10 protein-coding genes and 2 tRNA genes are annotated in these 12736 nt (G+C 64.4%); 5 read left to right on the top strand and 7 right to left on the bottom strand.

What is annotated here, in order from left to right:
- Positions 1-5: 5 nt before the first annotated feature.
- Positions 6-998: a phosphotriesterase family protein gene (locus ACP8ML_RS04430; RefSeq protein ID WP_117189801.1), complete on the bottom strand. Its 993-nt coding sequence runs from the start codon at positions 996-998 to the stop codon at positions 6-8.
- A 180-nt stretch (positions 999-1178) separates the two neighbouring features.
- Here ACP8ML_RS04430 and ACP8ML_RS04425 point away from each other — a divergent pair, with 180 nt between their 5' ends.
- The 5 genes from ACP8ML_RS04425 (at position 1179) to ACP8ML_RS04405 (ending at position 5228) form a co-directional block, all read left to right on the top strand.
- Entirely contained in the window at positions 1179-2123 is a 945-nt protein-coding gene (locus tag ACP8ML_RS04425) for a sugar-binding transcriptional regulator (protein ID WP_065673971.1), read from the top strand.
- Between the two features lie 226 nt (positions 2124-2349).
- A complete protein-coding gene (locus tag ACP8ML_RS04420) occupies positions 2350-3387 on the top strand; it encodes a nitronate monooxygenase (RefSeq protein ID WP_249361343.1) in 1038 nt (345 codons plus the stop codon).
- Between the two features lie 111 nt (positions 3388-3498).
- Positions 3499-4791, top strand: a complete 1293-nt coding sequence (locus tag ACP8ML_RS04415) for an N-acetylmuramoyl-L-alanine amidase (protein WP_117189802.1) — start codon at positions 3499-3501, stop codon at positions 4789-4791.
- Between the two features lie 219 nt (positions 4792-5010).
- Positions 5011-5086 (top strand) — tRNA-Ala (locus tag ACP8ML_RS04410).
- Positions 5087-5155: 69 nt separating this feature from the next.
- Positions 5156-5228: transfer RNA gene (locus tag ACP8ML_RS04405), tRNA-Ala, on the top strand.
- A gap of 492 nt (positions 5229-5720) precedes the next feature.
- On the opposite strand, the gene ACP8ML_RS04400 is transcribed toward ACP8ML_RS04405, so the two are convergent.
- From ACP8ML_RS04400 to ACP8ML_RS04375, 6 genes are all read right to left on the bottom strand, one after another.
- Positions 5721-8057 (bottom strand): copper-transporting P-type ATPase, encoded by a 2337-nt coding sequence (locus tag ACP8ML_RS04400; RefSeq protein WP_486703041.1) that lies wholly within the window; start codon positions 8055-8057, stop codon positions 5721-5723.
- A gap of 68 nt (positions 8058-8125) precedes the next feature.
- Positions 8126-8431, bottom strand: coding sequence for a hypothetical protein (locus tag ACP8ML_RS04395; RefSeq protein ID WP_486703040.1), 306 nt, complete (start codon positions 8429-8431; stop codon positions 8126-8128).
- A 175-nt stretch (positions 8432-8606) separates the two neighbouring features.
- The gene (locus ACP8ML_RS04390) at positions 8607-10085 is read right to left on the bottom strand and encodes a multicopper oxidase family protein (RefSeq protein WP_486703039.1); all 1479 of its coding nucleotides are present in this window, start codon (positions 10083-10085) and stop codon (positions 8607-8609) included.
- A 35-nt stretch (positions 10086-10120) separates the two neighbouring features.
- On the bottom strand, positions 10121-11176 hold the full coding sequence (locus tag ACP8ML_RS04385; RefSeq protein WP_065673994.1) for a HAMP domain-containing sensor histidine kinase: 1056 nt from the start codon (positions 11174-11176) through the stop codon (positions 10121-10123).
- 83 nt (positions 11177-11259) lie between these two features.
- Complete coding sequence (locus ACP8ML_RS04380) at positions 11260-11955, bottom strand: response regulator transcription factor (RefSeq protein WP_065673967.1); 696 nt, start codon at positions 11953-11955, stop codon at positions 11260-11262.
- A 31-nt stretch (positions 11956-11986) separates the two neighbouring features.
- Entirely contained in the window at positions 11987-12694 is a 708-nt protein-coding gene (locus ACP8ML_RS04375; RefSeq protein WP_117189268.1) for a DUF6803 family protein, read from the bottom strand.
- Positions 12695-12736 lie beyond the last annotated feature (42 nt).

Here is a 12736-nt window from a genome sequence, read left to right as displayed (position 1 = left end):
CGTTGTCACCCAGCCAGGGGCTCGAAGCCAAGGAAGGTCGCGGCGTTGTTGATGAGCAGGTCATCGACGTAGCTGCGGTCAAAGCCCTCGTCCTCAACCAGACGCGGGCAGAAGACGGCCGGATCGTAGTCAATGCCCGAGACCGAACCGTAGACCTTCTGGTAAGAGGCTTTACCGGAATCAGTACCCAGCAGAACCTGCTTGCCGTAGCCCTTCTTCCCGAGGGCCTTAATCAGGTTGACGCGGGTATTGTCCGGGACGTACTTGATGCGGTTTGTGCCGTCGAGCTCGACGTAGCAGCCAAGCTTGCAGATCTGCTCGTGGGCCCACGGATCCCAGTTACGCTGCATGTGACCGATTGCAATTTTGGCAGGATCGACGCCCTGGTTGACGAGGAAGCGTGCCTGCTCAGGGCCGCAGGTTCCGGCCGTCACATGGGTGTTAATCGGGCATCCGGTCTCCTTAGATGCGATAGCCACCGCCTTGCCGGATTTCTGTTCCCACTCGGTAATTTTGCCGTAAGCGGTCGCCCACTTTATGACGCCGGCCCTGGCCCCGGTACGTTCGACGATGGGGCCCATGTAGTCGAAGCGGTCGATGCCCTCGACGATGTCGGCGATGAGCAGATCGGCAATCTGGTTGACGGTGTACTGGTTGACCCAGCTCTGACGCCATTCCAGGTAGACCTTCTGCTGGTGAAATCCGGTGGCCTGGACGACCTGGAGGCCTGGGACCTTCTCAACAACTTCAAGGGTCTTGAGCACACCGCGACCCGAGGATGCGGGGCACATGTCGACGATCGTGGCGCCGTCGGCCCAGCTCCTGGAAGCTTCGACGAAGTAGGTGGCCTCCTGAGCTGCCTTGTCGACGTCATCGAGCAGATGGTCAGGATCGATGTAGACCTCACCGGCGCCAACACGGATGAGGTGGTCGTGGGCATTGACGACACCAAGCGTGTCGGGTGAAACGTCGCCAGTGATGGTACGAACGACGGCCATTGGGGTGATTCCTCTCTCACGACTGTGTGACGAGAACCATTCAGCCGTCAGCCCGACATCCTTCGCAAGGCCATGAGCTCACATATGTGAATTCACTAAGCGCTAAAACGCCAGTACGTTGGTTCAACACCGCGTTTCAGCGGGGCTATGATTACAAAGATTCACATTTGTGAGATTCATATGACTGACCGCGAACACATCCAGACCTTACTGACCGTGGCAAAGCGATACTGGTTGGAACAAGCAACTCAGGCCGAGATCGCCGCTGAGATCGGCTACTCCCGATCAATGGTGTCACGCCTGCTCGATGAAGCGCGGCGCCGCGGAATCATCACGTTTACCGTGCAGCACCCGTTACAACGAGCAATTGAGTTGGAACAGGACCTGACTCGCACCTTCGGGTTAGCGTGCGCGCGCGTAGCCATGTCGGATGACGACTCTGCGGCTCACGAGGTATCACGGATGGCTTCCGATCTCGTGACTACATATATGCACCCGGACTCGGTCATCGCGCTGTCGAATGGGCGTGGAGTAGCTTCGGTGGTGCGCGCCATGACCCCGACACGTCACCCTGAAGCGACAGTGGTCCAGGCAATTGGGGGGACAGCGCGGGGGAATCTAGTCCTTGACTCCCCCGAACTGTGTCGCCAACTGGCGGAGCGACTTGGCTGCGCTTACCGAGTGATGCCCGCGCCAGTGTTGGTATCGAATCCGCAAGTAGCAGCGGCTTTAAAGGCAGAGAAATCCATTGGAATGACGATCGCAATGGCCTCCCACGCCGACATCTTGGTAACAGGGGTGGGCGCGGTCGGGGTGAATTCGGTGGCACCGATTTTCGATCATGTGATGCCCGAACGGGCTCATGCCGAGTTGTTGTCGCGGGGAGCGGTCGGCCACATCTGTGGGCACCACATCGATGCTCAGGGCCGTCACGTCGATGCGGACTTCTGCCAAGGGTTGATGACGATACCGATCGACCGAATCCCATCGATCACCCACGTCATCGTCAGCGCTTTCGGAGCTGAAAAGGTGCCAGCTTTATCGGCGATCCTTCGAGCCCATCTGGTAACGGATCTGGTAACCGACATCGCAACTGCGAAGGCTGTGCTCGATCGTCGTGGCTGAGGTTGGTATGACCGGACCCGCAAAGCAGAGTACCCACCTGCCAAGAACTCCGCGAGATCAACAACGTCCCCATCTTCCTCACCAACGACGGCGCACCCCTCGTCGCCGAGGCCGGCAGCCGCCCTCATCCACTTGGCACTGCTCGTATCGTTGGACTTGCTTGCTTCAATGCAACCCATCCCCAGCCCGAGACCACATGAATCCCCTCAGGGGGAAGGAAACGCTCGTGACTATCCTCATTCCCACTCCCCGGCCGATCGTTGCTGCACCCATGGCAGGTGGGCCCACCACTGTCGCGCTTGCCCTGGCGGTCGCCGAAGCAGGCGGCTTCCCGTTCCTCGCCGGCGGCTATAAAACCGCCGAAGCCCTCCACGCAGAAATCCAGCAGCTTCAGGCCAAGGACGTTCCCTTCGGCGTCAACATCTTCGTGCCGAGCAACGCCACCGTCGACCCGGCTGCCTTGTCTGCCTATGCCGATGAGCTTGCCCCGGAAGCAGAACACTACGGCCTGCAACTCGACCCCTGCCCCGTCTCCGATGACGACCACTGGGATGACAAGATCGCGCTCCTGACCACACATTCCGTCCCCGTGGTGTCCTTCACCTTCGGCCTGCCACCCCAGGACATCATCGCCAAACTCCACGAGCACGGCACACAGGCACTGATCACCGTCACGACCCCAGAGGAAGCCGCCGCCGCAACTGAACGCGGCGCCGACGGGCTCATCATCCAAGGCCCCGCAGCCGGTGGACACAGCGCCACCTTCGACCCCACGCGGACACCACAACCGGAAGACCTCCCCACTCTCGTCTGCCGCGTGCGCAAGGCCAGCCCCTTGCCAGTGATCGCCGCCGGCGGCATCGATGACGCTAAAGCGGTACGAGCAGCACTTGATGCAGGCGCCATCGCCGTTGCGGTAGGGACCCTTCTGCTCCGCACCGACGAAGCCGGAACCTCAGCCACCCACCGGGCAGCACTGGCCGACCCCGCCCTCGACGACACCACCATCACCCACGCCTTCACCGGACGACCGGCCCGCGCCCTCACCAACGACTTCATCACCCAACACCACGCCACCGCACCCCACGCATACCCCGCCGTGCACCACCTCACCCGTCCACTGCGACAAGCTGCCACCCAAGCCGGAGACGCCCACCGGGTCCACCTCTGGGCCGGAACCGGCTACCGCAACGCACCCACCGGCCCAGCCGCCAACATCATCCGCACGCTCTACCCACTCCCCGACGATGAGCACCTCACTTAACCGGCATGGGTGTAACGCTCCTGCGCGGTGATCCTCCGTGATGTGACCCCCCATATGTGGTGCGCTTGTGTGGCTTCACAAGCATCTTTACCGGGCGAGAGGACGATTCCGATGATTGACATGAGCCGCCGTTCGTTTACTGCCATGGCCATCTTTGGCCCGCTTATCAGCCGAACAGCGTTACCTGAGCATAAGGTGTCCGGGCCACCGATTGACGGGCCGGACAGCCTCCACATCGAGTGGGTACCTGCCCCGTATCAGCAGTACGGATCTGATCCGGTGAAGTACGGAAATCACGACCTTGCGCGCCGCCCCTCTGCGCCTTCACTGACGAGAATCGTCATCCACGACACCGAGGAGACCTACGACAACACCATCAAACTCGTGGAGAAGCCGAACTACCTCGCATGGAACTACACGTTGAGATCTTCTGACGGTCACGTTGCGCAACACCTCGATCCCAAGGACATCGGCTGGCACTCCGGGAACTGGTATTACAACATGCACGCCCTCGGACTCGAACACGAGGGTAAGGCTCTCGAGGGAGAATCCTGGTATACGGACGCGATGTACCGCTCGAGTGCAGCGCTAGTCCGCTATCTGTGCGATAAATATGAGATCCCGCTGACGCGTGGTCGCGTCATTGGCCATGACGAGGTTCCTGGCATTGACACCGATCACATCAAGGGGATGCACTGGGATCCGGGCGCCTTCTGGAACTGGGCTCGATACTTTGAGCTGTTGGGCCGCCCACTCACCGAGGGCACGGTGAGCACCAGACCCAAGCGCGGCGACGTCGTGAGGATTTTGCCTGATTTCGAAATGAACACGCAGGCCTACAACGGCCAGGTCGTCAGAGGAGTGAACTTTGTGACGGCGAGGCAAGCCCCGTCGTCGGATGCCCCGACGGTTGTTGATGCCGGTATCAGCCCGGAGCCGGCAACAACAGAACCTGCCGACGTCGGCGCCCGGCTGAACACGGGTGCGGAATATGTCGTCGCAGAGGTTGGAGGGAAGAACGACGAGTGGGTCGCCGTCTGGTACCTGGGAGCTAAGGCGTGGTTCCACAATCCCGCTCGACAGCCGGTGGCACGAGTTGTCCCGGGAGCGCGAACGATCACCGTGGTTTCGCGCACGTCAGGTTATGGCCGGGCGTACCCGGAAGCCTCTGCCTATCCGGACGGCACCTGGGTGCAGCCCGAGGCTGCGTTGCCGTACGTGTTGGAGCCTGGTCAGCGCTATGTCGTCATCGACTCTCAGCCTGCGACAGACTATTACCGGTCCACGACGTTCGACGCCCCGCCGCCCAAGGACCACGTCAATGTGACCGGAAAGGACCGGTACGTATGTGTCTTCCTGGGACACCGTCAGGGCTACCTGAAAGCCACAGACGTGCAGAGCTGACGTCGGCGGTAGGAGTCGCGCAGAGGGACGGACGCGGTGATGGACGGCTGCTTGGGGCAGTGAGGGTGCGTTGCGCATGAGTGTGTGTCGATACCCATACGCAGGTACTGGCCTGGCTTGGTCCGATTTGGTGAGGATGGGTGGGATCCGGTAACGTTTGCCTGGTCGCCCGGGCGGTCGGGTGAACGAAGAGGATGACCCTCCTGAGGAGTTGTTTTCGGGGCATTGGCGCAGTTGGTAGCGCGCTTCCATGGCATGGAAGAGGTCAGGGGTTCGAATCCCCTATGCTCCACCAGACAGGATGTTCCGGCGTGGTGGACGCCGCAGCGGAGGATCGTGTCGAAGGCCTGACGAGGTCGCCCGCGGGGCATTGGCGCAGTTGGTAGCGCGCTTCCATGGCATGGAAGAGGTCAGGGGTTCGAATCCCCTATGCTCCACGTAAAATAAGAATATCGAAGCTTGCCCCGCCTGATGGTGGGGCAGTTTTGTTTCTGCGGTGACGTGCGCCGGGGCGTCGATGCTCGTATGAGCGAGGACGCTGACGGTGGCCTCGGCGGATATGTGGGGCGTTCTCTTCGTCGTCGACGGTGATGTGGGTGAACAGTGTGCGGTTGAGGATGCGGCGTTCGGCTGATTCGCAATTGTTGGTGGAGGTCGTCGAGGACTTCGGTGAGCTGATCCAAGCCTGTTCAGGCATCGGTCTAGAAACGGGGACGAGCACATGTCGAAGTGGCAGGTTCCCGGGAAACCGCAGATACGGCGCTACGCCCCGGACGAGAAAGCGGCGGCGGTCCGGATGGTCCCGCTGCGAGCAGGGCTGGCTATGTCAACTTCATTTGGCCCCGGATTGTCGGTCTGGCTGGGCCCCGGTTGGGTGCGAGAAGCCAACCCAGAGTGAACTCCGGGCAGCTTATGGGGGGCAGTTCATGTCAGTGGTGTCGGCGCAGGCGCAGGGAGTTGGTGATGACGCTCACCGAACTGAGGGCCATGGCGGCTGCGGCGATCATCGGGGACAACAGCCAGCCGAAGGCGGGGTAGAGCACTCCCGCGGCGATCGGAATGCCGATGACGTTGTAGATGAATGCGAACAGCAGGTTCTGCTTGATGTTGCGCATAGTGTCGACGGACAGGTCGCGGGCCTTGACCAGGGCTGCGAGGTCGCCGCCGAGGAGGGTCACGTCTGCGCTCTCGATGGCGACGTCGGTCCCGGTGCCCATGGCGACGCCAACGTCCGCCCCGGCCAGGGCAGGGGCGTCGTTGACGCCGTCACCGGCCATCGCGACCGTGTGACCTTGCTCCTGGAACCGCTGGACGTGCCCATGCTTCTGATCCGGAAGCACGTCCGCGATCACCTCGTCGATGTGGAGCTCGTCGGCGATGGCGTGGGCGGTGGTGGCGTTGTCCCCGGTCAGCATCACGATCCGCATGCCACGGTGACGTAGGTCGTCGATGGCCTGGGCGGTGGTGGGCTTGAGTGGGTCGGCGATGGCCAGGATGCTTGCAGGCTGACCATCGACAGCCACGATGACGGCAGTGGCTCCTTGGCGACGGAAGGCGTCGATGTCGTCGGTCAGGGGGGTCGTGTCGGCATGCTGGGTCGTGAGGAAGGCAGGGCTGCCGACCATGACCTGGTGACCGTCGACCAATGCTTCGACGCCGCCACCCGGGCGGGCGGTGAATGCAGTGGCGGTCGGTACGGTGACGTCGCGTTCTCGCGCCGCGTCGACGATCGCGCGGGCCAAGGCATGTTCGGACCCGGCCTCGACAGCGGCCGCCATGGCCAGCACGATCTCGGCGTGGTGGCCGGCGACGACCTTCTGGTCGACGAGGCTGGGATGGCCCTGGGTCAGGGTCCCGGTCTTGTCGACCACCAGGGTGTCGATCTTCTGCAGTCGTTCGAGTGCTTCGGCGTTCTTGACCAGAACGCCATCGCGGGCTCCGCGACCAACCCCGACCATGATGGACATGGGTGTGGCAAGGCCAAGCGCGCAAGGGCAGGCGATGATGAGCACGGACACTGCAGCAACGATCGCGAACGGTAGCCGGGGCTGTGGCCCGACCGTGGCCCAGACGGCGAAGGTGATCAGTGCGATGCCGATCACGACCGGCACGAACACAGCGGAGATCTTGTCGACGAGCCCTTGGATGGGGGCTTGGGAACGTTGCGCCTGGGACACGAGGTCGACGATGCGGGCCAGGGTCGAGTCGGCGCCCAGGCCGGTGGCCTCGATGACCAGGCTGCCGCCGCTGGTGATGGTGCCGCCGATCACACGGTCGCCGGGGTTCTTGTCAACAGGTACCGGCTCGCCGGTGATCATGGATTCGTCGACGTAGGCGTGGCCGTCGACCACGATGCCGTCTGCTGGGATCTTCTCACCGGGGCGGACCCGGCAATGGTCGCCGACCTGCAGGTCCGCGGATGGCACTTCCTCTTCTTCTCCGTCGAGGTTGATGCGATGCGCGGTGGCTGGCGACAGGTCCAGCAGGGCGCGGATGGCACCCGAGGTCTGGTCGCGTGCCCGCAGTTCGAGTACCTGCCCCAGCAGCACCAGGGTGAGGATCACGGCGGCGGCCTCGAAGTAGACGCCGACCCGGCCACCGTCATCACGCATGATGGCCGGGAAGATCCCCGGGGCCAGGACGGCGACCACACTGTAGAACCACGCGGCACCCACACCGAGGCTGACGAAGGTGAACATGTTGAGGTGCCGGCTGGCCACTGATCGGGCGCCACGTGCGAAGAATGGCCACCCGGCCCACCACACCACGGGGGTGGACAGCGCGAGTTCGACCCAGGGCACCCACGCCCCGACGGCCAGGGCCGGGACCATCGCCAGCACCACCAGGGGCAGGCTGAGCACGGCTGCCACGCGGAGACGGCGGCGCATGTCTGCCAGCTCTGGGTTGGGTCCGTCGTGGACGCCCACCGAGACCGGTTCGAGCGCCATGCCACAGATCGGGCACTCGCCCGGCCCATCCTGCCGGATCTCGGGGTGCATGGGGCAGGTCCATTCGCCATCGCGTGGGCCGGTGTCGGCCTGTGGTGGCGGGGCGCTTTGCCCGCCGTGCTCTTGGTGGGCAGCAGGCTGCCCGGGGTCGGTGTGCTGGTGTGCTGCTGGCGCGGGGGGCTGTCCGTCCGGTTGGAGGAACATGCCGCACTTGGGGCAGCGGCCAGGGTGGTCACTGGTGACCTCGGGGTGCATGGGGCAGGTGAAGGAGTCCCCTTCAGCCGTGATGGGCTTGTCGGGTGGGGTAGGGCTGGTCATGGTCTTCTTCGTCCGTTGAGTGGTGGTGCTCTGTGGTGCTGGTGGGCGCGTGGTGCGAGGTTCTTGGCTCAGTGGTGATCGGCCCCGTGGTTCATCATCCGCATCATGAGCCACATCATCACTACGCAGCCGAGGGCGGGGATGGCGGCGGCCATGACGCCGCCTGCGGCGAGGCTGGCACGACCTGTCCACAGGTATCCGGCCACGATGAGCAGCATCGGGGCACACATCAGCAGGTGCATCCAGTGGTGGCTCTTGCCGTGGCCTGTCATCTTCGGATCGTGCCGGTGCTGCACGGGCTCGAGTACCGGGTCGGCGGCGAGGCGGGGAGCGTCGCTGTCACTGCGGTTGAGCTGGGTGGGGCTTGTGTACATGGTGGTCTCCTTCGTCGTGTGTGGCTGGCTGCCGTCACCATCCAGACTGTCGAGCGTCCATGAAGCTGGACCTGGGCAAACGATGAAGGTTTGACCAAGACGTCGGAGGCATGTGCGGGCATGCGGCGGTGCGGTTCCCGGGGTGACGCGGGAACCGCATCGGCGTGGGCTGGGGTCAGTAGCGCAGGCTGGTCATCATGCCGATCTCGGCGTGGTAGATGTTGTGGCAGTGCAGCATCCAGGCTCCGGGGTTGTCGGCCTGCAGGTCGGCCTCGATGGTCTGCATGGGCAGCAGCAGCACGGTGTCCTTGCGCAGTCCGTTGCTGCCCGGCAGGGACCAAGTGTGGCCGTGGATGTGCATCGGGTGGGCCATCATCGTCATGTTCGTCATCCGCATCCGGACCCGCTGTCCCGGGCTGATCGACAGGGGTGTGTCCTCACCGAACTTCTTGCCGTTGATGCCCCAGGCGTAGGGCTTCATCTGGCCGTTGAGCTGGACCTCGAGGGTCTGCTCCGGTTCCTTGTCGGGCAGCTTGGCTGCGTCGGCGGCGCGCAGGGCGGTGCCCAGGGCAGCCTTTCCTCCGAGTTCGGGGATTCGGGTGGTGGCCGGCGGAATGTTGCCGGCGCCGGTCTTGACGATGGCGCGGGCGGGAGTACCGGTCTTGCCCTCGGGGGCGGCCTGCAGCACGAAGACGCCGTCGCCGACGGTGACGGTGGCGTCGATCCTTTCTCCCATGGCGAGGTAGATGGCCGTCGCCTCGACCGGCTGCACGGCGAAACCGTCGGCGTGGGTGATGGTAAATCGGTGCCCGGACAGGCCGACCTTGAAGATCGTGTCGGCTCCGGCATTGATGAGCCGTAGCCGGACCTTGTCCCCGGGGCGTGCCGTGAGGGTGCGCGGTGCGGCCGGGATCCGGCCGTTGACGACGTAGTGCGGGTAGCTCACGTCTCCGGCATCGCCCAAGGGGGAACTGCCGTGGTCCATGCCTCCCATGTCGTGGTTCATTCCTTGGGACAGGGGGCCGCTGTTGGCCTTGAAGTCGGCGAAGATCGCATCCGGTGACTTGCCAACCCCATCGGTCCAGTCATCCAGGACCAGGACCCATTCCGCGTCGTGGTCGCCCGGATCGCGTGGGTCGTCCAGCACGAGGGGAGCGTACAGCCCCCGGTCGATCTGGACTCCGCTGTGGGGATGGAAGAAGTAGGTTCCGGCATGGGGTGCGACGAACTCGTAGGTGAAGGCACTCTTGGCGGCGATGGGGTCCTGAGTGACACCAGGCACACCGTCGGAGGCGTTGCGCAGGGCAATGCCATGCCAGTGCACCGAGGTGGCTGTGGGGAGCTGGTTGTCGACCGTGACCCGGAACAGGTCGCCCGCCTTGCCGCGCAGGACGTTCCCGTCGAGTTCGTCGGTGTAGGCCCAGGTCTTGGCCAGGACACCGCCCAGGTCCAAGGTGACAGGGCGCGGGGTCAGGGTGTGGGTGACGGTCGTCGCCCCGGCCGGGGTGGCGAGTGGTGTCTGGGTCGGGATGGCCCATGTGGCCGGGGTGGTGCTGGCCGGGGAGGGCTGCTTGGCGCCGCATGCAGCCAGGGCGCTGGTGGATGCCAGGCCGAGGCCGGCGAGCAAGGCCTGTCGGCGAGTGATCGTGTTCATGCCCACGACTCTTCCCGCCCCGCATTGTGACCGGGTCAGGGAAGTGTGGAGATTCGATCAAGACTTCGTGGCAGCACCAGGGTGAACGACGCACCGCAGCCCACCCCCGGACTGGCCGCCAGCACGTCGCCCCCATGTGCGCGGGCGACGGCTCTGGCGATGGTCAGGCCGACTCCGGTTCCGCCGTCGACGTCACGGACCCTGCGTGATCCTTGGTGGAAGAAGCGTTCGAAGACGTGGGACACCTCACCGGCGGGTATGCCTGCGCCGGTGTCGCTGACCTGGATGGACACCGAGTCCGTGTCAGACCAGCTCGTCACACATACCTCACCCCCGCGTGGCGTGTGCTGGACGGCGTTGCGCAGCAGGTTGTCCAGGACCTGGCCGATGCGTGCAGGGTCGACATCCACCTCCACGGGGCAGTTGCCACGGGTCACCAGCTGGATACCTGCCTCGGCACAGGCTTTCGCACACGAGGTGACCGCCGATTCCACCAGGTCATCGATGCGGGTCAGCCGTAGTTCCAAGGGGATCCGCCCCTCCTCTGCCCTGGAGACCTCGGAGATGTCGGCCGCCAGCGCCGTGATGCGCTCGTTCTGGCGTTGGAGGACCTCAAGGACCTCCGGCCCATACACGGCGACTCCGTCCTGGAGGCTCTCGAGCGTCACCCTCGTCACGGACAGGGGCGTTCGCAGCTCATGGCCAAGATCGGTCAACATGCGTCGTCGGGTGGCCTCCGTGGCCGCGATCTGGGCCGCCATCCGGTTGAACTCATGGGCCACGGATTCGAGTTCGCGCCCCAGTGGCGGCATGCGCACGGGGTCGTCGTAGTTGCCGTGCGCGACCCTCTCAGCCCCCTCGGCCAGGGCATCCAGCCCTCGGATGAGGCTGCGGTTCAGCACCCATGACGTCACCGCCGCGATCATCATCGCGGCGGCAAGTCCCAATCCCAGGGAGGCCGCACCGGCGTCATGGAAGGCACGCTCGGCATGGTCCAGCACCATGGGCTGGGTGTGCCCGGCCTCGGCCATGTGCTTCTTGAACAACGGCGGGCCCATCTCCAGGGCGGTCAGTACCAGCGTGACGCTCATGGTGACCAGGACGGCGAACTGGGTCCACACCAGCCGTCGACCCCACGACAACCCGGGCCACAGCTCTGATGGCCGTCCTCCCATCAGCCTCGGCCCATCCGGTAGCCCACGCCCCGCACAGTCAGCACGTAGCGGGGATCGGCGGCCTCCTCACCCAGCTTCTTGCGAAGGTGTGCCACGTGGACATCGACCAGATGGTCGTCGCCGACCCAGTCCTCGCCCCAGACCATGTCCGTGAGCTGACGCCGGCTCAACACACGTCCGGGATGCGCGGACAGCGCCTTCAGCAGGTCGAACTCGGTGCGTGTCAGGTCCACCGCCACACCATCCATGAAAGCTTCGCGCGAGTCGGGATGCACCACCAGTTCCCCGATCCTGCGGGCGACGGATGCCGAAGCCGTGGATCTCGGGCGACGCAGCATCACCTGGACGCGTGCCACGAGTTCGCGCGGGCTGAAGGGCTTGGTGAGGTAGTCATCCGCGCCCACGGACAACCCGATGAGCATGTCCACCTCGTCAGCTCGCGCGGTCAGCATCAGGACGTAGCAGTCGCTGAAGGTGCGCACCTTGCGACAGACCTCCACTCCGTCGAGGCCCGGAAGGCCGAGGTCGAGGATGACGACATCCGGCTGCTCCTCCCGGATCCGCGAAACCGCCTCGTTCCCGTCTGCACAGGTGTCTGCGGCCATGCCGGCCCGTTCCAGGTAGTTCTTCACCGTGCCGGCCAGCACCGGTTCGTCGTCGACCACCAGCACCGAAGTGCGCGCCACATCGCTCATGGCTCCATCTCACCACGAGACCCGGCAGGCGTCACCTCGTCGGTTGCGAGGACGGGGACATGTTGTGGTTCATGCTGCCCATGTCGTGGTTCACGCCGGACATGCTACCCATGTCATGGGTCATGATGCTCGACGACGTGTCACCTCCCAGGACTGCCGGATCGACCATCCCGAAGATCATCGCCACGTGGGCCACCACGAGGAAGGCCGCCACCATCGCCACGTGCATCCGCAGACGGTTCTCACTACTGCGGCCCAGGACCCCCGCCTCGAGGAGACTGATCACAAGCATGGGCAGGCCACCGACCAGGTAGCTGAGGACCGCGATGACATCAGCCGGGCCGCGCCATCCCCCATTCATGGTCAAGGGCACCACCGCGTGGACCATCAGGTGCGTCCCGATGAAGACCCACACGGGACCGGCGAGCAGGCCAGCAGCCCGACTGAGCCTCGCCACCCACGGGGCTGCGGGCCGGTCATTGCGGCGCCCCAGCAGCATGACCAGTTCCGTGATCGCCAAGGTCTCGGCCAGGATGACCGGGAGGGCCATGAACAACAGCAGGTTCCACGGTTGCCGCACCGCGAGAAGTTCCATGTAGTGGGTCATCGCCATGCCAGCCATGCCCGAGCCAGCAGTCAGGTCGGGCACGGCCAGGGCCAGCCCGACCACGGCCACGCTGACAATTCCCAGGAATGCGAGGGACCCACGAGCCAGGGATGAGGATTCATTCGTCGTCATGACGACAAGCCTCCAGGCGGCATGACGAGCCACGAGCAAGAC

Source organism: Cutibacterium sp. LaCa_255, from assembly GCF_057458005.1.
This window is presented reverse-complemented; position numbering and strand designations above follow the sequence as displayed.

Bases quoted from the DNA above. Each gene is read 5' to 3' on its own strand.
- ACP8ML_RS04390 (WP_486703039.1), bottom strand. From the start codon at position 10,085: ATGAACACGATCACTCGCCGACAGGCCTTGCTCGCCGGCCTCGGCCTG.
- ACP8ML_RS04375 (WP_117189268.1), bottom strand. From the start codon at position 12,694: ATGACGACGAATGAATCCTCATCCCTGGCTCGTGGGTCCCTCGCATTC.
- ACP8ML_RS04425 (WP_065673971.1), top strand. From the start codon at position 1,179: ATGACTGACCGCGAACACATCCAGACCTTACTGACCGTGGCAAAGCGA.
- ACP8ML_RS04400 (WP_486703041.1), bottom strand. From the start codon at position 8,057: ATGACCAGCCCTACCCCACCCGACAAGCCCATCACGGCTGAAGGGGAC.
- ACP8ML_RS04385 (WP_065673994.1), bottom strand. From the start codon at position 11,176: ATGAGCGTCACGCTGGTACTGACCGCCCTGGAGATGGGCCCGCCGTTG.
- ACP8ML_RS04415 (WP_117189802.1), top strand. From the start codon at position 3,499: ATGATTGACATGAGCCGCCGTTCGTTTACTGCCATGGCCATCTTTGGC.
- ACP8ML_RS04380 (WP_065673967.1), bottom strand. From the start codon at position 11,955: ATGAGCGATGTGGCGCGCACTTCGGTGCTGGTGGTCGACGACGAACCG.
- ACP8ML_RS04430 (WP_117189801.1), bottom strand. From the start codon at position 998: ATGGCCGTCGTTCGTACCATCACTGGCGACGTTTCACCCGACACGCTT.
- ACP8ML_RS04395 (WP_486703040.1), bottom strand. From the start codon at position 8,431: ATGTACACAAGCCCCACCCAGCTCAACCGCAGTGACAGCGACGCTCCC.